We start from the raw sequence: 20,893 nt of genomic DNA, 5'->3' as shown, positions 1-20,893 counted from the left end.
CCCCTGCCGGCGCTCGGTTGACGGCCGGTCGACGGACGAGCCTACCGCTCGTGATCAACACCGTCGGTGGCCGGTTCCCTCCTCCGGCCGGAATCCAGGCAAGATGGGGGCGTGACCCTTATCGACCAGCTGCCGCCGACCGCCGACCCCGACGCCCTCTTCGAGGCCTTCTCCTCCTGGGCCGAGGAGCGGGGCATCACGCTCTACCCGGCCCAGGAAGAGGCGCTGATCGAGGTCGTCTCCGGGGCGAACGTCATTCTGTCCACCCCCACCGGATCGGGAAAGTCGCTGGTCGCGGCGGGTGCGCACTTCACCGCGCTCGCGAACGACCAGGTGACCTTCTACACCGCGCCGATCAAGGCGCTGGTGTCGGAGAAGTTCTTCGACCTGTGCAAGCTCTTCGGCACCGAGAACGTCGGCATGCTGACCGGCGACGCCTCCGTGAACGCGGACGCGCCGGTGATCTGCTGCACGGCGGAGGTCCTCGCCTCGATCGCGCTGCGGGACGGCAAGTACGCCGACATCGGCCAGGTCGTCATGGACGAGTTCCACTTCTACGCCGAGCAGGACCGCGGCTGGGCCTGGCAGATCCCGCTGCTCGAACTCCCCCAGGCGCAGTTCGTCCTGATGTCGGCGACGCTCGGCGACGTGTCGATGTTCGAGAAGGACCTGACCCGGCGCACGGGCCGGCCGACCTCGGTGGTCCGCTCCGCGACCCGGCCGGTGCCGCTCTCGTACGAGTACGTGCTCACGCCGATCACGGAGACCCTGACGGAGCTCCTGGAGACCAGGCAGGCGCCCGTCTACATCGTGCACTTCACGCAGGCGCAGGCCGTCGAGCGCGCGCAGTCGCTGATGAGCATCAACATGTGCACGCGCGAGGAGAAGGACAAGATCGCCGAGCTGATCGGCAACTTCCGCTTCACCACCAAGTTCGGCCAGAACCTCTCGCGGTTCGTGCGCCACGGCATCGGCGTGCACCACGCCGGCATGCTGCCGAAGTACCGGCGCCTGGTGGAGAAGCTGGCGCAGGCCGGTCTGCTGAAGGTGATCTGCGGGACGGACACGCTCGGCGTGGGCGTGAACGTGCCGATCCGCACGGTGCTCTTCACCGCGCTCACCAAGTACGACGGCAACCGGGTGCGCACCCTGCGCGCCCGTGAGTTCCACCAGATCGCGGGCCGGGCCGGCCGGGCCGGCTTCGACACCGCCGGCTACGTGGTCGCCCAGGCCCCCGAGCACGTCATCGAGAACGAGAAGGCGCTCGCCAAGGCGGGCGACGACCCGAAGAAGCGCCGCAAGGTGGTCCGCAAGAAGGCCCCCGAGGGCTTCGTCGCCTGGAGCGACACCACCTTCGAGCGGCTCATCGACGCCGAGCCGGAGCCGCTGACCTCCCGCTTCAAGGTCACCAACATCATGCTGCTCTCGGTGATCGCCCGGCCGGGCAACGCCTTCGAGGCGATGCGGAGGCTCCTGGAGGACAACCACGAGCCGCGCAAGGCGCAGCTGCGGCACATCCGCCGGGCCATCGCGATCTACCGCTCGCTGCTCGACGGCGGCGTGGTGGAACAGCTCGACGAGCCGGACGCCGAGGGGCGGACGGTCCGTCTGACCGTCGACCTCCAGCAGGACTTCGCGCTGAACCAGCCGCTGTCGACGTTCGCGCTCGCCGCGTTCGACCTGCTCGACCCCGAATCCCCCTCGTACGCCCTGGACATGGTGTCCGTCGTGGAGTCGACGCTCGACGACCCGCGCCAGATCCTCGCCGCCATGCAGAACAAGGCGCGCGGCGAGGCGGTGGGGAGGATGAAGGCGGACGGCGTCGAGTACGAGGAGCGGATGGAGCGGCTCCAGGAGATCTCGTACCCGAAGCCGCTGGAGGAGCTGCTCTGGCACGCGTACAACGTCTACCGGACGTCGCACCCGTGGGTGGGCGACCACCCGGTGTCGCCGAAGTCGGTCATCCGTGACATGTACGAACGGGCCATGTCCTTCACCGAGTTCACCTCCTGGTACGAGCTGGCGCGGACCGAGGGCATCGTCCTGCGGTACCTGGCGAGCGCGTACAAGGCGCTGGACCACACCATCCCGGACGACCTGAAGACCGAGGACCTGGAGGACCTGATCGCCTGGCTGGGCGAGATGGTGCGCCAGGTGGACTCCTCGCTGCTCGACGAGTGGGAGCAGCTGGCGAACCCGGAGGTCCAGACGGCCGAGGAGGCGCAGGAGAAGGCCGACCAGGTCAAGCCGGTCACGGCGAACGCCCGCGCCTTCCGGGTCCTGGTGCGCAACGCCCTGTTCCGCCGGGTGGAGCTGGCCGCCCTGGACAACGTGGACGCGCTCGGCGAGCTGGACGCGGAGTCCGGCTGGGACGCGGACGCGTGGGGCGAGGCGATGGACGCGTACTGGGACGAGTACGACGACCTCGGCACGGGCCCGGACGCGCGCGGTCCGAAGCTGCTCGCCATCGAGGAGGACGCGGCGCACGGCCTGTGGCGCGTCCGGCAGACCTTCGCCGACCCGAACGGCGACCATGACTGGGGCATCAGCGCGGAGGTGGATCTCGCGGCCTCCGACGAGGAGGGGCGCGCGGTCGTCCGCGTGACGTCCGTCGGACAGTTGTAGGAGGAGTTCCGTGGTGACCAATCCCGCCGAGAGACTGGTGGACCTGCTCGACCTGGAGCGGATCGAGGTCGACATCTTCCGGGGCCGCAGCCCGCAGGAGTCGCTCCAGCGGGTCTTCGGCGGGCAGGTCGCCGGGCAGGCCCTGGTGGCGGCCGGGCGGACCGTGGAGGACGACCGGCCGGTGCACTCGCTGCACGCCTACTTCCTGCGGCCGGGCCGTCCCGGGGTGCCGATCGTGTACCAGGTGGAGCGGGTGCGCGACGGGCGCTCGTTCACGACCCGCCGGGTCACGGCGGTGCAGGAGGGGCGGACGATCTTCAATCTGACGGCCTCCTTCCACCGGCCGGAGGAGGCCGGGTTCGAGCACCAGCTGCCGCCCCGGCACATGACGGACCCGGAGAGCCTGCCGAGGCTGGTGGACGAGATCCGCGACCACCTCGGGGAGCTGCCGGAGGCCCTGGAGCGGATGGCCCGCCGGCAGCCCTTCGACATCCGGTACGTGGACCGGCTGCGGTGGACGAAGGAGGAGGTCGAGGACGCGGATCCGCGCAGCGCGGTGTGGATGCGGGCCGTGGGGCCGCTGGGCGACGACCCGCTGGTCCACACCTGCGCCCTGACGTACGCCTCGGACATGACCCTGCTCGACGCCGTCCGCATCCCGATCGAACCCCTGTGGGGCCCGCGCGGCTTCGACATGGCGTCGCTCGACCACGCGATGTGGTTCCACCGGCCGTTCCGGGCGGACGAGTGGTTCCTGTACGACCAGGAGTCCCCGATCGCCACGGGCGGCCGGGGACTCGCGCGGGGCCGGATCTACGACCGCGAGGGCAGGCTCCTGGTGTCGGTGGTCCAGGAGGGCCTGTTCCGCGCGCTCGGCTGAGCGTCACTCGAACTCGGTGCCGCCCTTGCGGGTGAGGTAGGCCGGGCTGACCGCCTTGGCGATGGCCCGGCCGCCCAGGACCGGGCTGTACCGCTCGGTCGCGGGCCGGACGACGACGCCCTCCCGCAGGTGCGCCTCCCGGCCGGAGACCGTCTCCCGGCCGGTCGCGTGCGCGAGGACGGTGTCCAGGTCGTACGGGCCGGAGTACAGGCGCGGGACGAGCGGGACCTCGCCGGGCTCCAGGACCTCGGCCGGGTCCAGCCAGCGGACCTGTCCGTCGATCTCGGCGGACACGTCGAACAGCGCGTACCCGACGGTCTCGCTCCGGGCGTCGGCGCCGTACGCCAGGTCCTGGACCCCGGAGCCGTACACCTCGCCGAAGAGGCCGACGCGGCGGGCGCCGAGGCGCTTCGCCAGGCGCTCGGCGACGGCGGCCAGGCCGTGGCCGTGGACGGCGCGCCAGTACAGGTTGCGCGGGTCCTCCTTGAGCGCGAGGCCCTTGGCCCCGAAGCCCTTGGAGGAGACCCGGACGCGCCCGTCCTCGGCCCCGTACGTCAGCAGGCAGGCCGTGCCGTGCAGCTTCTCCGTCAGGACGACGGGCTCGCCGGGCTCGAAGACGTCCGGATACCGCTGGATGTTCTCGACGTCGACCCAGGGCAGCAGGTCGGGGGCGCTCTCCACGTCCCCGCTCATGTGCGTCGGTATCGGCGGCGCCCACTTGACGATGCCGAGCCGCTCCGCGAAGTCGGTGCCCTCGGCCGCGGCCCGTACGAGGTCGGTGTCCGCGAGGGCGCCGGGACGGCAGACGAGCCCCTGGGACAGCTCCCCGCGCAGCCGCACCGCCTTGACCCGGTCCGCGTTCCCCCCGGCGAGGCGCCCGGTCAGTCCCAGCTCCTCGATGAGCGCGGCGGGCAGCACCGCCTGCTCGGGGATGTAGACGGCGGCGTCGCCGGTCTCGTAGGCGCCCTTGGCGACGACGGCCCGGTAGAGGCCGACCTGGGCCAGTTCCAGGGCGTCGGCGTTGGGATGGGGGTGGACGGTCAGGACTTCGGCGGTGACGCGCAGGGTCGACATGGTTCAGGACTCCGGTTCCGGTGGCTCGGGTGTCGCTCTCATCCCGGCCACCCTGCCGGGCCGGGAAACCGGTGGCCCACCGGTTTTCGCGGCTGGTAGCGTCACGCGCCCCCGTCTCCCGGCGGGTCCAGGCCCGGCAGGACGTCCTGCTCCACCTCGTGGCGGCGGGTGCGGATGTCCGGGCCCGGCGGATGGAGCTTGGCGTCACAGGTCGGGCCGAGGCCGGTGCGGCGCGAGTCCGCGCCCTTCAGGGGGCGGCCGCAGAGCCGGCACCGGATCCGGCGCGGCGCCCCCTCCGTGGTGGAGTCGATCGCGATTGCCATTGGTTCGTCGCCCATGGTCAGATCAAACCCCATCCCCCGTGCGCACGAGGAGCGGCCATGAGCCTGTACGACATCCCGCTGAAGACCCTGACCGGCGAGCCGGTCTCCCTGGCCGACTACCGGGACCGCGCGGTCCTGGTCGTGAACGTCGCCTCCAAGTGCGGTCTGACCCCGCAGTACGCGGGCCTGGAGCGGCTGCAGAAGGAGTACGGGGAGCGCGGCTTCACCGTGCTCGGCGTGCCCTGCAACCAGTTCGCGGGCCAGGAGCCGGGCAGCGCGGAGGACATCCAGACGTTCTGCTCGACGACGTACGGGGTGTCCTTCCCGCTCCTGGAGAAGACGGACGTCAACGGCGCGGACCGCCACCCGCTCTACGTGGAGCTGGTGAAGGTCGCGGACGCCGGGGGCGAGGCCGGTGACGTGCAGTGGAACTTCGAGAAGTTCCTGATCGGCCGGGACGGGCAGGTCACGCGCTTCCGTCCGCGCACCGAGCCGGACGCCCCCGAGGTCGTGGCGGCCATCGAGGCGCAGCTTGTCTGACGTACTGCTCGACGCGGGGGTGGTCGAGCGGCTGCGGGCCGCCGGCTGCGTCTTCGCCGAGGAGGAGGCCGCGATGCTGCTCGCGGCGGCGCCCGGGCCCGCCGAGCTCGACCTGATGGTCGAGCGGCGGGCCTCCGGGCTGCCCCTCGAGCACGTCGTGGGGTGGGCGGAGTTCGCCGGGCTGCGGATCGCCGTCGGCCCCGGGGTGTTCGTGCCCCGGCGGCGGACCGGGTTCCTGGTCGAGCGGGCCGTGGCCCTCGCCGCGCCCGGCGCGCTCTGCGTCGACCTGTGCTGCGGCTCGGGCGCGGCGGCCGCGGTGCTGCTCGACCGGGTCGAGGGCGCGGAGGTGCACGCCTCGGACGTCGAACCGGCGGCGGTGGACTGCGCCCGGTGGAACGTCGAACCGCGCGGCGGCCGGGTGTACGAGGGGGACCTCTTCGCGCCGCTGCCGCCGGAGCTGCGGGGCCGGGTCGAGGTCCTGGTCGCCAACGTGCCGTACGTGCCCACCGGGGACATCGGCCTGCTGCCGCCCGAGGCCCGCGACCACGAGCCGCTCGTCACGCTCGACGGCGGCCCGGACGGCCTCGACGTGCTGCGGCGGGTCGTCGCCGGGGCGCCGGAGTGGCTGGCGCCGGGCGGACACCTGCTGGCGGAGACGAGCGAGCGGCAGGCAGCGCGGGCGGTGGAGGCGGTCTCCGCGCACGGCCTGGAGGCGCGGATCGTCACGTGCGAGGAGCTGTACGCGACGGTGCTCGTCGCCACGCGGGCGGGGTGACGGGGGCCTTCCCGGAAGGCCCGTGGCGGATCGGCGGCTTTTACCGGATCGGCGGGTCGGCGGGTCGGCGGGTCAGCGGGTCGACGGCTCAGCGGGTCGACGGCTCAGCGGCTCAGCGGCTCAGCGGCCGAAGGTGTCGATGTTCTCGACGAGCCAGCGGCCGTCCCGGTGGACGACGTCCACGGCGAACATGGCGCCCGCGTAGACCCCCTGGTCCTGGGCCTTCGGCTGCTTGCCGCCGGTCTTGGCGGTCCCGGCCGTGCTCACGCTGCTCTGGTCGGCGTAGACCAGGACCCGGGCGCGTTCGCCGTCGATCCGCTCGACCGCGCTGTCGGTGACCGCCGTGGTGATCACCGTCTTCTGCTCGGCCGCCCGGGCGAGGACCCCGCCGAGGAGCGTCCGGTGCTGTTCGACCGCCTTCCCGGTGAGGAGGGTCTTCCCGGCCTTCTCGAAGGGGGCCGTGTCGGCGTGGTCGTAGGAGAAGAGCGCGGCGACGGCCGCGGCGGTCTGCCCCTTGATCTCGCTGGTACGGGCGAGGTCGGTGAGGGCGGTGTTGCCGCGCGCGGGGTCGTCGCGGAGCTCTCCCGCCCGGCTGTGCGCCCATCCGGCGAAGCCGCCGAGGAGGAGGGTCAGCACGCAGAGGACCACGAGGGGGGCGAGGCGGCGTGACCGGGTCCTGTCCCCGGCGGCCTCCCGCCCCGGCTCCCCGGCCCTCTCCCGTACGGGCTTCTCCGGTGCTCCGGCCTTCTCCCGTACGGGTTTCTCCGCCGTCCGCTGCCGGGGTTCGGTGGCGGGGTCGGTCAGGAGGCCCACGGAGGCGCGGGGGCGGGGGCCCGTGCCCTCGGGCGCGGCGGCGAGGGCCTGGCGGCGGCGCTGGCGGTTGAGGTGGTGGCGGGGCGTGGGCATCGTGCGTCGTCCTTTCGGGTGCGGGCGGCTCTCGCGGGTGCGGTCCGGTCAGCCGGCCGCCGTGCCGCCCACGGGGGCCTGCCCCAGGGCGCTGAGCTTCCACTGCCCGTCGGTCCTGGTGAGTTCGCCCAGCATGCGGCTGTCCTTGTCCGTGCTCTTGCTGTCGGGCGTCGTGACGGTGATGCGGAGGGCGACGAGCAGCCGGGCCCGCCCCGCGCGGTCGTCGAGTTCCGTGACGGCGCCGGACAGCACCCGGGCCGTGGTCACCGTCTTCGCGGCCTTCACCTGCCCGGCGAACTCCGTGCGTCCGCCCACGAGCTGCTCGTGGAGTTCGCCGGTCGTGGAGGACTCCCAGAGGTCGAGGCCCTGGTCCACGCGCCGGTGGTCGAGCGTGTTGAGGTTCTGCACGGCCTGCTCCCCCGCCGCGAGCGCCCGGTCGCGCTGCACGGCGTACGCGGCGGAGTCGTCGTGGGCGGCGGCGTACCAGTCCCGGCCCGCCCAGGCCGCGAAGGCGCCCGCGACCAGGGTGAGGACGAGGGCCACGGCCAGGGCGGGGCGGATGCCCGCCGGGGTGCGGACCGCGCGTGTCATGGGGTTCTCCCGTCTCCCGCTCGTGTGCGTGCTCGTGCGCACGCTCAGCGGGCCTTGATGTCGACGATCAGCCACCGGCCGTCGCGGAACTCCGCGGTGACGGTGAGCTGGGCGGCCGCGGACGTGGCGGGCGCCTCGCCCCGCCGCGAGGTCTGGTCGAGGAACACGAGGAGGCGCGCGGTGTTCCCCTTGAGCTCGATCACCCCGGTGCGGACGGCCTGGGTGGTGAGGGTGATGCGCTGCTCGACCAGGCCGGCGCGGACCTGCGCGAACAGGTCGGCGTACTGGCGGGCGGCGCGTCCGCCGAGGACGGTTCCGGCGGAGCGTTCGGCGGCGTCGGGCTGGGCGGGCGCGTAGGAGAAGACCCGGGCGAGGCCTTCGCCGACGTCGCCGCCGACGCGGGTGGTGGCGGCGGTGTCGGTGAGGGCGTGGTTGCGGGCCGACGGGGTCGACCGGAGCTGGTGGGCCCCGTAGAAGAACGCGCTTCCGCCGAGGAGGAGGGCGACGACGGTCGTGACGAGGGCGATCCGCCGCAGGCGGGGGGTGAACCGACCGGTGGCGGTGCCGGTGCCGGTGTCCGGGCCGCTGTCACCGTCGTCCGGGGCGGCCGTCCCGGAGACCTCCGCGTCCGGGACCTCTCCGGCGGGTCCGTCGGCCGGGGCATCCGTCCCGGAGCCCTCCGCGTCCGGGGCCTCTTCGGCGGGTCCGTCGGCCGGGGCGGTCGTCTCCGGGGTCGTCCCGGCCGACGTCGCTCCGGGGTCCCGGACCTTCCCGTCCGTGTCCCCGGCCGGTCCGGTCGTCGTCTCCTCCGGGTCCGGCGAGGCGTCCCGGGGTGCTCCCCCCGCGCTCTCCGGAACCCAGCGGACCGTTCCGCGCAGCAGTCGCGTCACTCGTCCCCGCCCTCCTTCTTCTCGTTCTCCTCCGCGCCGGCGACGGGGACCGCGCTCAGGGCCGCGACCTTCCACGTGGTCTCGCCGGTGCGGGTCAGGACGGCTTCCAGGCGCTTGCGGTCGGTGGTCGGGGCGGTGCCCCCGCGCGGGGTGACGTCGACGCGCACGGTCGCGATGAGCTTCGCCGTACCGGCGCGCGTGTCGAGCGCGGTGAGCGCGGCCTCGGTGACCTCGGCCCGCGCCGAGGCGCCCACCGCGGGCGCGGTGCGGCCCAGTTCGGTGCGGAGCGGGCCGGTGGAGGCGTCGCGCCAGGCCCGTACGCCCGCTTCGGCGCGCTCACGGGTCGAGGCGTCGAGCGTGTTCAGGGCCGTGAGGCGCTGCCGGCCCTCGGTGAGCGCCGCGTCCCGCTCGCGGCTGAAGGAGAGGCCCTCGTCGGAGCGGGCCTGCGCGTAGGTCCACGCGCCGGTCCCGCAGAAGCCGAGGGCGACGACGAGGGCGCCGGTGCCGAGGATCCTCGCCCGCCTCACCGCGCGCTCCCGGTGCCCAGGCCGAGGAGCCCGGCCATGTCCGTCGGCCCGGCGCCCTGGCCGGGCAGCGCGAGCGCGCCGGGCAGGGCCTGCTTCCGCGAGTCAGCCGTACCGGTCGCGCTGCCCGAGGGCAGGGAGCCCGGCTTGGCGGGGGCGGGCACGGGGCCGCCCTTCGGGGCGTTCGCCGAGCCGCGCACGTTGATCCCGGCCGCCGCGGAACCCGTGCAGGCCGCGCCGGTGTTGAGGGCGGGCGCGGTGCCCAGGTCGAGGCCGTTGCGGTAGCGCGTGCCGCCGTACCCGGAGGTGCAGGGCAGCGGTTTGAAGAAGGTGACGGCCATGCCGAAGTTCACCTTTCCGCCGTCGACGGCGGTGGCTCCGGCCGAGACGGCCGCCGGGTACTTCACGAGCAGTTCCTCGATGCCGCGCTGCCGTGTGACGGCGACCTCCGAGGTGGTCAGGAGGTTGGCGAGGACGACGCCCAGGCTCGGGTCGAGGTCGCGCAGGAGCCCGCTGACCTGGCCGGCCGCGTCGGGGGTGACGGTCAGGACGCGCCGCAGGTCGGCGTCGGAGCCCTTGAGGGCGGCGGCGAGGTCGCGCGCTCCGGTGGCGAAGCCCCGGATGGCGCGGCTCTCGTCGGCCTGGGTGCGCAGGACGACCTCGCCGTCGTTGATGAGCCGGGTGGTGGACGGCAGGGCCAGGTCGGCGGCCTGGACGAACGCGCTGCCGTTGTCCAGGAGGGCCTGGAGGTCGTCTCCGTGTCCCTCGAAGGCCTTGCCGAACTCGTCGACGACCGTGCGCAGGGACTCCAGGGGTACGGAGGCGGTGAGGTCGTTCATGCTCGCGAGCACGTCGGTGACCGGGGCCGGCACCTGGGTGTCGTCCTGTTCGATGCGGGCGCCGTCGGCGAGGTAGGGGCCGCCGTCGCTCTCGGGGCGCAGGTCGACGTACTGCTCGCCGACGGCGGAGAGTCCGGCGACCACGGCCTGCGCGTCGGCGGGGATCCGGGGGGCCGACTTCTTGATGCGCAGTTCGGCGACGACCCCTTCGGCGGTGAGGCCGATGTCGCCGACGCGTCCGACGGAGACGCCCCGGTAGGTGACGTCGGAGTGGGTGAACAGGCCTCCCGTACGGGCGAGGTGGACCTTGACGGTGTAGTGGTCGGCGACGCCGACGTGGCGGCCGAGGTCCGCGTAGCGGACGCCGACGAAGCCGAGGACGAGGACGGCGATGACGAGGAACGCGAGGTTCTTCAGCCGTACGGTGCGGGTGATCACCGGTTCTCGCCTCCGTGCGTCGGGGTGCCGCCCGTGCGGACGGGTGGCAGCGGCAGGGTCGGTCCGGCGCTCTGTCCCTGTCCTTGGCCCTGTCCCTGGCCCTGTCCCTGGGCCTGGGCCTGTCCCCGGCGGGCGCCCGGCTCGGGCTCCGGTTCCGGTTCGGGCTCGGGCTCGGGCTCCGGGTCGGTCGTCTCCGGGGACGACGGGGTGGGGTCGGGGGTGGGCTCCGTCTCGGGGATCAGGGGCGGGATCACCTCGGTGCCGGGGGCGGCGGCGAGGTGCAGATAGGCGTTGAGGTAGTCGCCCTTGATGCCCCGCATCACCTCGTCGGTGAAGGGGTACGTCAGCAGGACCTGGAGCGATTCGGGCAGGTCGGCGCCGGCGTCCGCGAGCGCCTTGAGGGTCGGTGCGAGGGCCTTCAGGTCGGCCACCATGTCCTTCTGGCTCGCGTTGACGGTGGAGACGGCGACGCCGGACAGGGTGTCCAGGGCGCGCAGCATGGTGAGCAGGGAGCCCCGCTGGTTCTCCAGCGTCTTCAGGCCGGGCGAGAGGCCGGTGAGGACCGTGTCGACGTCCTTCTTGCGGCTGGCGAGGGTGGCGGAGAGCCGGTTGATCCCGTCGAGGGCGCGGGTGATGTCGCCGCGGTGCGCGTCCAGGTCGGTGACCAGGGTGTTCACCCGCTTCAGCATCGAGCGGACCTCGGGCTCGCGTCCGCCGAGCGCCGCGTTGAGCTCCCGGGTGATGGTCTTGAGCTGGTTGACGCCGCCGCCGTTGAGCAGCAGGGACAGGGCGCCGAAGACCTCCTCGACCTCCGTGTTCCGGCCGGTGCGCGCCAGCGGGATGACGCTGCCGTCGACGAGCCGCCCGCCGTCGTCCTGCCGTGCGGCCGCCTGCCGCGCGCCGCCGCGCTCGGTGCCGCTCCGGTTCGGCGCGACGAGCTGGACGTACTTCTCGCCCAGGAGGCTGGACTGCTCCAGGCGCGCGCCGGCGTCGGCGGGCAGCCGGACGTCGCCGTTGATCTTCAGGGTGACCCGGGCGGTCCAGCTCCCGGGCACCAGCTCGATGGCGGTGACGCGCCCGACGGCGACGTCGTCGACCTTGACCGCGGACTGCGGCACGAGGCTCAGTACGTCCTGGAGTTCGGCGGTGACCGTGTAGGGGTGGGAGCCGAGGTCGGCGCCGCCGGGCAGCGGCAGGTCCTCGATGCCGTCGAACCGGAGCGGGTTCGCGGGGACCGCGCCGAGGACGACGGCGATGCCCAGGCCGAGGGCGACGGTGGCGACGGCTCCGGCGCCGAGGAGCTTCCCGGAGGGCGAGGTGCCGCGGCTCATCGCTCCCCCTTCCCGGTGCCCGCCGCGGAGCCGCCGGCCACCGGCAGCGGGAGCAGCGGTCCGCCCAGGCTGATCTCGTTGAGGTTGGCGCGGCCGTCGAGGGTGCGGGTGGCCGGGTTGTAGGCGTTGACGAGGTTGCCGGCGGCGAGCGGGCCGACGTCGAGGGCCTCGGCGAGGGAGGCGCGCTGGTCGACGAGGGTCTGGGTGAGGGGCACGAGCCGGTCGACGTTCTTCTTCAGCTCGCCGCGGTTGTCCTTGATGAAGGTCTTGACCTGGGCGAGGGCCTTGCCGAGCTCCTTGAGGGCGCCGGTGAGGTCGTCCTTGTTGTCGGCGAAGTAGCCGACGACCTCGTCCAGCCGCTCCTGCGCGGTGCGGACGTCGCCGTCCTTGTCCTTGAGCATGGTGGTGAAGGTCTGGAGCTGTCCGAGGCTGGTGAACAGCTGCTCGCTGCTGCCGTCGAGGGTCTTGGCGGCCTTGCCGAACTCCTCGATGGAGGTGCCGATGGAGGCGCCGTTGCCCTTGAGGTTCTTCGCGCCGGTGTTCAGGAGCTCGGACAGGGCTCCGGCGGAGTTGGCGCCGTTCGGGCCGAGCGCCTCGCTCAGGTCGGTGATCGACGCGTAGAGCTGGTCGATCTCGACGGGGACGCGGTTGCGGGAGGCCGGCAGTTCGGCGCCGTCGGCGAGGGCGGGGCCGGTGCTGTAGGCGGGGGCGAGCTGGACGTAGCGGTCGGCGACGATGCTCGGGGCGACGACGGCGGCCCGGACGCCGGCGGGGACGCGGACGCCCTCGTCGAGGTGGAGCCGGACGCGGACGCGGGTGCCCTGCGGTTCGACGGACTCGACCTCCCCGACCCGTACGCCGAGGACGCGCAGGTCGGATCCGGCGTAGACGCCGACGGCCCGGTCGAAGTAGGCGGTGATGCGGGTGCCGTCGGGTTCGAGGACGCGTACGGCGACGAATCCGCAGGCGGCGAGCACCACGAGGGCGAGTCCGGCGGCGAGGGGCGTTCTGGGCCTGGTCATCATTCACCGCTCCCCTTGGCCGTCGCCGTCTTTTTCGGCGGCAGGCATCCGGTCGTGGGCTGCGAGGCTTCGGGCAGGTAGGTCCGGGGCACCACGCCGCACAGGTAGCTGTCGAACCAGCGCCCGTTGCCGAGGGTGTTGCCGACGAGCCGGTAGTACGGGCCGACGAGCGCGAGGGTCTTGTCGAGCTGGCCGCTGTTCTTCTCCAGGACGGCGGTGACGCGGCCGAGGGCCTTGAGGGTCGGGCCGAGCTGCCGGTCGTTGTCGCCGACGAGGCCGCCGAGCTGGGTGCCCAGTTCCCTGCTGCCCCTGAGCAGGGCGCGGATGGCGTCGCGGCGCTTCTTGAGCTCCCCGAGCAGGGAGCCGCCGTCCTCGATGAGCGTCTCGAAGCTGGACTTCTTGTCCTCCAGGGTCTTGGTGAACTTCTTGCTGTTCTCCAGGAGCCGGGCGAGTTCGGTGTCGCGCTTGGAGACGGACCGGGACAGTTCGGACAGGCCGGTGGCGGCGTTGCGGACGTGCGGCGGGGAGTTCTTGAAGGTGTCGGAGATGGTCTCGAAGCTCTCCGCGAGCTTCTCGGTGTCGATGGCGTCGACGGTGCCGCTGAGGTCCTGGAAGGCCTGCGTCACGTCGTACGGGGAGGTGGTGCGGGACTGCGGGATGCGGGTGCCGGGGTCCTGCGGGGCGGAGCCCAGCGGGTCGAGCGCCAGGTACTTCTCGCCGAGGAGGGTCTTGATGGCGATGGCGGCGGTCGACCGGTCGCCGACCCAGGCGTCGCCGACCTCGAACGTCACCTTGACCTTGGGTCCGTCGAGGGCGACTCCGGTGACCTTGCCGACCTTGACGCCGGCGATGCGCACCTCGTCGCCCTCGTCGAGTCCGGCGGCCTCGGTGAAGTCGGCGCTGTAGGCGGTGTCGCCGCCGACGAGGGGGAGCCGTTCCACGTTGTAGGCCAGGGCGGCGAGGAGGGCGAGGAGGAGGAGTCCGACGAGGGCGACGGCGACGGGGCTGCGTTCCTTGACCGGCTTGAACCGGGGGCGGGGGCTCATCCGCGGCACCTCGATTCGGTCACGGCGACGCCGGTCGGGGGCTTGGAGCCGTCGGAGGTTCCCACGCCGCTCACGCGCGCCTCGCAGAGGTAGAGGTTGAACCACGACCCGTACGAGGAGAGGCGGGCCAGGGCGGTCAGCTTGGCGGGGGTGTTGGCGAGGAAGAACTCGATGCGGGGGGTGTGCTCGCCGAGGTTCCCGGAGAGCCGGCCCAGTTCGCGGATGTCCTGTTTGAGGGGGGCGCGGCCCTCCTGGAACAGTCCGGCGGTCGTGGTGGTGAGGTCGCCGATGGCCTGGACGGCCTGGCCGAGGGGCTTGCGGTCGGCGTTGAAGCCGGTGACGAGCTTCTGGAGGGTGACGACGAGCTCGTTGAAGCCGGCCTCGCGGGTGTTGAGGGTGGTCAGGACGGTGTTGAGGTGGGTGACGACCTGGCCGATGACCTCGTCCTTGGCGGCGACGGTCTTCGTGAGGGAGCCGATGTGCCGCAGGAGGCTGTCGACGGTTCCGCTCTCGCCCTGGAGGACCTGGACGAGGGAGCCGGCGAGGTCGTTGACGTCGGCGGGCGAGAGGCCCTCGAAGAGCGGCTTGAAGCCGTTGAACAGCAGGGTGAGGTCGAGCGCGGGCGTGGTGCGCTCCAGGGGGATGGTGTCGCCGTCCTGGAGGGTGCCGGCGAGGTCCCCGCTGCCGCGGTCGAGGGAGACGTACCGCTGGCCGACCATGTTGAGGTACTTCACGGCGGCGGTCGCGGAGCGGGGCAGGGAGCGGTCCTCGCGGACCGTGAAGGTGACCTGGGCGGTGCGGCGTTCGACGACGCGCACGCCGGTCACCTCGCCCACCTTCACCCCCGCGATGCGGACGGAGTCGCCCTCGGAGAGGCCGGTGACGTCGGTGAAGAGCGCCTTGTACGAGCGGGTGGCGGAGCCGACGCCGGTGTTGGCGATGCTGAGGCCGAGGACGGTGGTGGCGAGGGCCGTGACGAGGACGAACACCAGGGACTTCAGGACCGTCCCGGTCAGGCCGCGCCGTCGCGTGTGGGCGGGGGGCTTCGTCATCGGAGGGTCACCTCCGCTCCGCGGAGGGCCGGTCCGGCGAGGAGGCTGCTCCAGTCCGGCAGGTCGCCGGGCCGCTTCTTCGCGGCGGGGGCGAGGAGTTCGTTGACGAGGTCGTTCTCCTGCGGGGAGTTGGCGGGCCCGAGGTCCTGGTCGGCGGCGGCGGAGGCCCGGGCGGCGGGCGCGGCCGGGACGCCGAGGTAGGGCACGGGGTGGCAGCGCGGGCCGCCGCCGGAGCCGTAGGAGGGGGCGTCGCGGCCGGGGACGTAGGCGCCGCGCGCGGGCACGGTGGTGACGTTCACGTGGATTCCCGGCCGGTTCGTGCCCTTGCCGAGCGCCTTGTCCATGGCGGGCACGAACTGGGCGAGGGTGCGCAGGGTGCAGGGGAAGGACGGGGAGTACTCGGCGAGCAGCTCCAGGGTGGGCCTGCTCGTGGCGCTGAGCCGGATGATGTTGTCCTTGTTCTGGCGCAGGAAGGCGGTCAGGTCCTGGGCCGTCCGGGTGGTGGCGCCGAGGGCGCCGGCCAGTTCGGCCTCCTTCTCGGCGAGGGTGCCGCTGGTGGTGGTGAAGTCGGTGAGCGCGGTGACGATGTCCGGGGCGGCGTCCGCGTAGAGGTGGCTGACCTTCACGAGTTCTTTCAGGTTGCGGTTGAGGGCGGGCAGCTGGGGGTTGAACTCGCGGAGGTGGGCGTCGAGTTGTCCGAGGGTGTCGCCGAGCTTGTCGCCGCGTCCCTCCAGGGCCCGGGAGACGGCGGAGAGGGTCGCCGAGAGCTTCTGCGGCTGGACGGCGGTCAGCAGCGGCAGGACGTTGTCGAGGACCTGCTGGAGTTCGACGGCGTTGCCGGAGCGGTCCTCGGGGATGACGGCCCCGGGGCCGAGCGGTTTCGCCGAGGGGTTCGCGGGCGGTACGAGGGCGACGAACCGTTCGCCGAACAGCGTGGTGGGCAGCATCTGGGCGCTTACGTCGGAGGGGACGTGGTCCAGGGTCCCGGGCCGCATGGCGAGGGTGAGCCGGGCTCCGGTGCCGGTGGTGTCGATGGCGCGGACCTCGCCTATGACGACGCCGCGCAGCTTCACCTCGGCGCCGAGGTGCATCTCGTTGCCGACGCTGCCGGTCTCGACGACGACCGGGTCGGAGTCGGTGAAACGCTTGTCGTAGACGGCGACCGCCAGCCAGGCGAGCAGGGCGGGCACCAGCAGGAAGACGACGCCGGCGGACCGGCGGCGCAGGGTCTCGCCTCGTGGATCGCTCATCTCACCCCGCCACCTTCACGGTCGTGGTCGCGCCCCAGAGGGCCAGCGACAGGAAGAAGTCGGTGACGCTGATCAGCACGATGGCGTTGCGCACGGAGCGGCCGACGGCGATGCCGACGCCGGCGGGGCCACCGGAGGCGCGGAAGCCGTAGTAGCAGTGGGCGATGATCACCATCACGCTGAAGATCAGCACTTTGAGCACCGACAGGAGGACGTCCGTCGGTGACAGGAAGAGGTTGAAGTAGTGGTCGTAGGTCCCCGCCGACTGGCCGTTGAAGAGGACCGTGATGTAGCGGGAGGCCAGGTAGGAGGAGAGCAGGCCGATCGCGTAGAGCGGGACGATGGCGACGACGCCGGCGATGATCCGGGTGGTGACCAGGTACGGCATGGAGCGGATGCCCATGCCTTCGAGGGCGTCGACCTCCTCGTTGATGCGCATGGCGCCGAGCTGGGCGGTGAAGCCGGCGCCGACGGTCGCGGAGAGCGCGAGTCCGGCGACGAGCGGGGCGATCTCCCGGGTGTTGAAGTAGGCGGAGACGAAGCCGGTGAAGGCTGCGGTGCCGATCTGTTCGAGGGCCGCGTGGCCCTGGAGGCCGACGACGGTGCCGGTGAAGAGGGTCATCGCGACCATCACGCCAATGGTGCCGCCGATGACGCCGAGGCCGCCGGAGCCGAAGGCGACCTCGGCGAGGAGCCGTTGCACCTCCTTGAGGTAGCGGCGCAGGGTCCGCGGGATCCAGAGCAGCGCCCTGACGTAGAACAGGAGCTGGTCGCCGGAGCGGTCGAGCCAGACGAACGGGGAGGCCATCGGCCTCAGCCTCCCTTCGGCGGGACGATCTGCAGGTAGATGCCCGTCAGCACCATGTTCACGAAGAACAGCAGCAGGAAGGTGATGACGACGGACTGGTTGACGGCGTCGCCCACGCCCTTGGGGCCGCCGCGGGGGTTGAGTCCCCGGTAGGAGGCGACGATGCCCGCGATGAACCCGAAGATCAGGGCCTTGAGTTCGCTGATGTAGAGGTCGGGCAGCTGGGCGAGGGCGGAGAAGCTGGCGAGGTAGGCGCCGGGGGTGCCGCCCTGGAGGACGATGTTGAAGAAGTAGCCGCCCAGGGTGCCGACGACGGAAACCATGCCGTTGAGGAGCACGGCGACCGCCATGGTGGCGAGGACGCGCGGGACGACCAGGCGCTGCACGGGCGAGACGCCCATGACCTCCATGGCGTCGAGCTCCTCCCGGATCTTGCGGGAGCCGAGGTCGGCGCAGATGGCGGAGCCGCCGGCGCCGGCGATCAGGAGGGCGACGATGAGCGGGCTGGCCTGCTGGATGACGGCGAGGACGCTGGCGCCGCCGGTGAAGGACTGGGCGCCGAGCTGCTGGGTGAGCGAGCCGACCTGGAGGGCGATCACGGCGCCGAACGGGATCGAGACGAGCGCGGCCGGCAGGATGGTGACGCTCGCGACGAACCAGAACTGCTCGATGAACTCCCGGAACTGGAAGGGGCGCCGGAAGACGGCCCGGCTCACCTCGGCGGCGAGGGCGAAGAGGCGGCCGGTCTGCCGCAGCGCGCCGGTGATCACGCGCCGCTCCCGGCGGCCGGCATGCGCAGGGTGGGCGCCCCGGCGGTCCGCGCGTAGGTGTCCTGGATGGCGGCGCGGGCGGCGGGCGGCAGCCGGTCGAGCATGCCGAGGACCCGCTCGCGGCGGCGTGCGACGGCCGCGCGGGGCGGCAGGCCGGGCGAGGGTTCGAGCTGCGGGACGATGACGCGGGGCCCGCCCGTCCGTACGCCTCCGGCGCCGTCCGCCTCGGCGGCGAGGGTGGCCGCGTCCTTCTCCTCGGACATGCCGATGGGGCCTTCGCGGCGGCCGGCGAGGAACTGGGTGACGACCGGTTCGTCGCTGGTGAGGAGGACTTCGCGGGGGCCGAAGGTGACGAGCTCGCGCCGGAAGAACATCCCCATGTTGTCGGGGACGGTGGCGGCGATGTCCAGGTTGTGGGTGACGATGAGCATCGTCGCGTCGATCCGCGCGTTGAGGTCGATGAGCAGCTGGGAGAGGTACGCGGTGCGGACGGGGTCGAGGCCGGAGTCCGGTTCGTCGCACAGCACGATCTGCGGGTCGAGGACGAGGGCGCGGGCGAGGCCGGCGCGCTTGCGCATGCCGCCGCTGATCTCGCCCGGCAGCTTCCCCTCGGCGCCGAGGAGGCCGACGAGTTCGATCCTCTCCATGACGATGCGGCGGATCTCCGACTCCCGCTTGCGGGTGTGCTCGCGCAGCGGGAAGGCGATGTTGTCGAAGAGGGTCATGGAGCCGAAGAGGGCCCCGTCCTGGAACATGAGGCCGAAGAGCTTGCGGGTCTCGTAGATGTCGCGTTCGGGGCTGCTGACCATGTCGACCCCGTTGATGAGGACACGGCCGCGCTGGGGTTTCAGCAGTCCGATGAGCGATTTCAGGAAGACCGTCTTGCCGGTTCCGGAAGGGCCGAGCATCACGCTCACCTCTCCGGCCGGCAATGTCAGCGTCACGTCCTGCCAGATGTTCTGCTTGCCGAAGGACATGGTCAGACCCTCAACAGCTACTTCGATTCCCATACCACCTCCAGCAGGCGTGAGTCGGGCGTGCGCCGCGGGCGCACGTTAAGTCGGTGCGGATCACCGGGACAATAGGCGCGGCGCCGCAATCCTTGATCCGCTTCCGTACTTGTCACCGCGGAGACAAACTTGGAGCTGTCTTTGTCTCCGCCGAGACACAGTGGGCATCGCTTCTCCCCAGGGCCCGGCAGGCGGGTCTCCGCCGGCGGAGTTCCGCCCCGGTGCGGTGCTCGGGTCGGCCCACAGGGCTGCGCCGACCTGCGACTGAGCACCGCCCGGGGAACGTTACGGCCGAGTAACCTCTCGGGGCAATACCGGGTTCCGAGTTTTCGGAAGACAGGGGAGAACGGCCGGATATTTGTCATCGGGGAAACAGTTCCGCCGTCCGGATTATCACTGGGAAGAGCGAATACAAGCCTCTCGGGGGCTCTCGGGGCCGTCGCGCCACGGCTTGTTCCGAACCCTCGGACGATCGATCATAATTGTCGACATTGCGCACCCCGGAACCAAGGCGATTCTCGTTACCGCTCACCCACTTGACAGGCAATGGGACGACTTAAAAGAATCATGGACTTCGCCATTGTTCAGCTAAGTTTCCCGCAAGTAACGTCAGGTTTCGCAGCCGGGCAATCCCGTGCCGCCGGCCGCTCGTCCCCCTCCACCGCGGCCACCTCTGCCGGTCAATCCCCAAGGAGAGTCCCAGAGCCATGAAGAAGCCCATCAGAAAGCTCGCCGTCGTCGCCGGTGGCGCCTCCGCCGCGTTCGCCCTCGCGGTGTCCCCGGCGTCGGCCGTGCCCTCGACGGTCTGGACCGTCAGCCCGGCGCCGTCGCCGGTCGGCGTCTCCGCGACGAACAGCGGGAACATCGTGCTGAGCGTCAACGGCATCGCCATGACGTGTACGAAGTCGGCCGCCACGGCCTCGATGTCCAGCGCCACCGGCAACCCGGCGACCGTCGCCTCCATCAGCGCCATCTCCTTCGGCGCCTCCGGCGCCCCCTGCACCAGCGTCCTGGGCAACGTGACCACCGTCGCGACCACCCCCTGGACCATCGTGGCGCAGGACTACACCGCCGGGACCGGGGTCACCAAGGGCTACGTCGGGAACGTCGACGCCAAGGTGACCGTGGGCGCCTGCGTCTTCCGCGTCACGGGCAAGGCGTCCGGCACGTACACCAACTCGACGGGCAAGCTGTCCGTCAACAGCCTCGCCGGCGAACTGACCGTCGTCTCGTCGACCGGTTGCGGCAGCGCCGTCCCGGTCGGCGCCAAGCCGACCTTCAAGGGCGACTACCTCGTCAAGAAGACGGGCACCACCGTCATCCCGACGATCGTCGGCTCCAACCCGTAAGGCGTTCCCTTCGCGTCCGCCCGGTCGGCGACCCCGGCCGGGCGGGCGCGGGCTGTCCGCGCACCCCACCGCCCTTCCCCTCCGCTCCCGCGCGGGGGCGACGACCACCGAGGAGAGTCCCGCACCGTGAAGAAGCCGATCAGGAAGTGCGGCATCGCCGCCGGAGCGGCCGCGGCCGCGTTCGTCCTCACGGTGACCCCTGCCTCGGCGGCCCCCTCGACCGTCTGGACCGTGGGTCCGTCACCGGTCGGCGTCTCCGCGACGAACAGCGCGAACGTCGTCATGCTCATCGAACTCGTCAAGGACAACGGCGTCGCCGTGACGTGCTCGCGGTCGTCCTTCTCGGGCGGCCTGCGGAGCGCCACCGGCAACCCCGCCACCGTCGGCACCGTCGACTCCTTCGCGTTCGGCGCCTCCGGCGCGCCCTGCAGCAGCGTGCTCGGCACCATGAGCTTCGCCCCCACCACCCCCTGGATCCTCGTCGCCCGGGACCACGACGCCTCCACCGGCGTCACCAGGGGCCACCTCGGCGACGTCGACACCCGGGTCACCTGGGGCGCCTGTGTCTTCCGCGTCCGCGGGACGATACCCGTCACCTACACCAACGCGACGGGCAGGCTGAACCTCGCCGGCACGACCGGCGGTCTGACCGTCGTCTCGCAGACCAACTGCGGTGAAGCCGCCCCGGTCGGCGCCAGTCTGGTCGTCAAGGCCGACTACCTGCTCAAGAAGACGGGCACCGCCACCGTTCCGACGATCGTCGGCTCCCACCCGTAAGGGCGCGGCTTCCCGCCTTCGCGGGCCGACCGCGCCCCGCGCCGGCCCCTCCTCCCGTCGGCCCCCAACGACC

21 protein-coding genes are annotated in these 20,893 nt (G+C 72.2%); 6 read left to right on the top strand and 15 right to left on the bottom strand.

Going from position 1 to position 20,893, the window contains the following annotated elements; all coding sequences use genetic code 11:
- Positions 1–111 precede the first annotated feature (111 nt).
- Entirely contained in the window at positions 112–2,625 is a 2,514-nt protein-coding gene (locus tag ACWGSR_RS25415; protein WP_453569220.1) for a DEAD/DEAH box helicase, read from the top strand.
- A 13-nt stretch (positions 2,626–2,638) separates the two neighbouring features.
- Positions 2,639–3,505 carry an acyl-CoA thioesterase gene (locus ACWGSR_RS25410; protein WP_453569218.1) on the top strand — a complete coding sequence of 289 codons (867 nt, stop codon included), beginning with the start codon at positions 2,639–2,641 and terminating at the stop codon, positions 3,503–3,505.
- Positions 3,506–3,508: 3 nt separating this feature from the next.
- Here ACWGSR_RS25410 and ACWGSR_RS25405 read toward each other — a convergent pair whose 3' ends face one another.
- Together ACWGSR_RS25405 and ACWGSR_RS25400 are read right to left on the bottom strand one after the other, a co-directional pair.
- On the bottom strand, positions 3,509–4,579 hold the full coding sequence (locus ACWGSR_RS25405) for an RNA ligase (ATP) (protein WP_453569216.1): 1,071 nt from the start codon (positions 4,577–4,579) through the stop codon (positions 3,509–3,511).
- A gap of 101 nt (positions 4,580–4,680) precedes the next feature.
- Complete coding sequence (locus ACWGSR_RS25400) at positions 4,681–4,917, bottom strand: DUF6011 domain-containing protein (protein ID WP_376234437.1); 237 nt, start codon at positions 4,915–4,917, stop codon at positions 4,681–4,683.
- A gap of 42 nt (positions 4,918–4,959) precedes the next feature.
- Here ACWGSR_RS25400 and ACWGSR_RS25395 point away from each other — a divergent pair, with 42 nt between their 5' ends.
- Together ACWGSR_RS25395 and ACWGSR_RS25390 are read left to right on the top strand one after the other, a co-directional pair.
- On the top strand, positions 4,960–5,442 hold the full coding sequence (locus ACWGSR_RS25395; protein ID WP_376234434.1) for a glutathione peroxidase: 483 nt from the start codon (positions 4,960–4,962) through the stop codon (positions 5,440–5,442).
- Positions 5,435–6,217, top strand: a complete 783-nt coding sequence (locus tag ACWGSR_RS25390) for a putative protein N(5)-glutamine methyltransferase (RefSeq protein ID WP_376234431.1) — start codon at positions 5,435–5,437, stop codon at positions 6,215–6,217. The genes ACWGSR_RS25395 and ACWGSR_RS25390 overlap by 8 nt, the downstream gene beginning before the upstream one ends.
- A 120-nt stretch (positions 6,218–6,337) precedes the next feature.
- On the opposite strand, the gene ACWGSR_RS25385 is transcribed toward ACWGSR_RS25390, so the two are convergent.
- From ACWGSR_RS25385 to ACWGSR_RS25325, 13 genes are read right to left on the bottom strand one after another with little or no spacing between them, the layout of a single operon-like run.
- Positions 6,338–7,123, bottom strand: a complete 786-nt coding sequence (locus ACWGSR_RS25385) for a hypothetical protein (protein WP_453569214.1) — start codon at positions 7,121–7,123, stop codon at positions 6,338–6,340.
- A 48-nt stretch (positions 7,124–7,171) separates the two neighbouring features.
- Positions 7,172–7,714 carry a nuclear transport factor 2 family protein gene (locus tag ACWGSR_RS25380; protein ID WP_453569213.1) on the bottom strand — a complete coding sequence of 181 codons (543 nt, stop codon included), beginning with the start codon at positions 7,712–7,714 and terminating at the stop codon, positions 7,172–7,174.
- A gap of 44 nt (positions 7,715–7,758) precedes the next feature.
- On the bottom strand, positions 7,759–8,604 hold the full coding sequence (locus ACWGSR_RS25375) for a hypothetical protein (protein ID WP_453569211.1): 846 nt from the start codon (positions 8,602–8,604) through the stop codon (positions 7,759–7,761).
- Positions 8,601–9,131, bottom strand: coding sequence for a hypothetical protein (locus ACWGSR_RS25370; protein ID WP_453569209.1), 531 nt, complete (start codon positions 9,129–9,131; stop codon positions 8,601–8,603). Before ACWGSR_RS25370 ends, ACWGSR_RS25375 begins: the two co-directional genes overlap by 4 nt.
- Positions 9,128–10,405, bottom strand: coding sequence for an MCE family protein (locus tag ACWGSR_RS25365; RefSeq protein ID WP_453569207.1), 1,278 nt, complete (start codon positions 10,403–10,405; stop codon positions 9,128–9,130). Before ACWGSR_RS25365 ends, ACWGSR_RS25370 begins: the two co-directional genes overlap by 4 nt.
- Positions 10,402–11,736 carry an MlaD family protein gene (locus ACWGSR_RS25360; protein WP_453569205.1) on the bottom strand — a complete coding sequence of 445 codons (1,335 nt, stop codon included), beginning with the start codon at positions 11,734–11,736 and terminating at the stop codon, positions 10,402–10,404. The genes ACWGSR_RS25365 and ACWGSR_RS25360 overlap by 4 nt, the downstream gene beginning before the upstream one ends.
- Positions 11,733–12,758: an MCE family protein gene (locus ACWGSR_RS25355; RefSeq protein ID WP_376234416.1), complete on the bottom strand. Its 1,026-nt coding sequence runs from the start codon at positions 12,756–12,758 to the stop codon at positions 11,733–11,735. Before ACWGSR_RS25355 ends, ACWGSR_RS25360 begins: the two co-directional genes overlap by 4 nt.
- Positions 12,758–13,804, bottom strand: coding sequence for an MCE family protein (locus ACWGSR_RS25350; RefSeq protein ID WP_453569203.1), 1,047 nt, complete (start codon positions 13,802–13,804; stop codon positions 12,758–12,760). Before ACWGSR_RS25350 ends, ACWGSR_RS25355 begins: the two co-directional genes overlap by 1 nt.
- On the bottom strand, positions 13,801–14,856 hold the full coding sequence (locus ACWGSR_RS25345; protein ID WP_453569201.1) for an MCE family protein: 1,056 nt from the start codon (positions 14,854–14,856) through the stop codon (positions 13,801–13,803). Before ACWGSR_RS25345 ends, ACWGSR_RS25350 begins: the two co-directional genes overlap by 4 nt.
- Positions 14,853–16,106: an MCE family protein gene (locus tag ACWGSR_RS25340; protein WP_432126738.1), complete on the bottom strand. Its 1,254-nt coding sequence runs from the start codon at positions 16,104–16,106 to the stop codon at positions 14,853–14,855. Before ACWGSR_RS25340 ends, ACWGSR_RS25345 begins: the two co-directional genes overlap by 4 nt.
- 1 nt (position 16,107) lies before the next feature.
- Positions 16,108–16,914 carry an MlaE family ABC transporter permease gene (locus tag ACWGSR_RS25335; RefSeq protein WP_366372521.1) on the bottom strand — a complete coding sequence of 269 codons (807 nt, stop codon included), beginning with the start codon at positions 16,912–16,914 and terminating at the stop codon, positions 16,108–16,110.
- 5 nt (positions 16,915–16,919) lie between these two features.
- Entirely contained in the window at positions 16,920–17,684 is a 765-nt protein-coding gene (locus ACWGSR_RS25330) for an MlaE family ABC transporter permease (RefSeq protein ID WP_376234407.1), read from the bottom strand.
- Positions 17,681–18,694, bottom strand: a complete 1,014-nt coding sequence (locus tag ACWGSR_RS25325; protein ID WP_453569198.1) for an ABC transporter ATP-binding protein — start codon at positions 18,692–18,694, stop codon at positions 17,681–17,683. The genes ACWGSR_RS25330 and ACWGSR_RS25325 overlap by 4 nt, the downstream gene beginning before the upstream one ends.
- A 707-nt stretch (positions 18,695–19,401) precedes the next feature.
- Here ACWGSR_RS25325 and ACWGSR_RS25320 point away from each other — a divergent pair.
- Together ACWGSR_RS25320 and ACWGSR_RS25315 are read left to right on the top strand one after the other, a co-directional pair.
- Positions 19,402–20,043, top strand: coding sequence for a hypothetical protein (locus ACWGSR_RS25320; protein ID WP_376234403.1), 642 nt, complete (start codon positions 19,402–19,404; stop codon positions 20,041–20,043).
- Between the two features lie 126 nt (positions 20,044–20,169).
- Positions 20,170–20,820, top strand: a complete 651-nt coding sequence (locus tag ACWGSR_RS25315; RefSeq protein WP_453569195.1) for a hypothetical protein — start codon at positions 20,170–20,172, stop codon at positions 20,818–20,820.
- The last annotated feature ends 73 nt before the right edge of the window (positions 20,821–20,893 follow it).

The organism is Streptomyces sp. NPDC055632, from assembly GCF_053618675.1.
The sequence above is the reverse complement of the archived record's forward strand: the minus strand, read 5'-3'. Positions and strand labels throughout refer to the sequence as shown.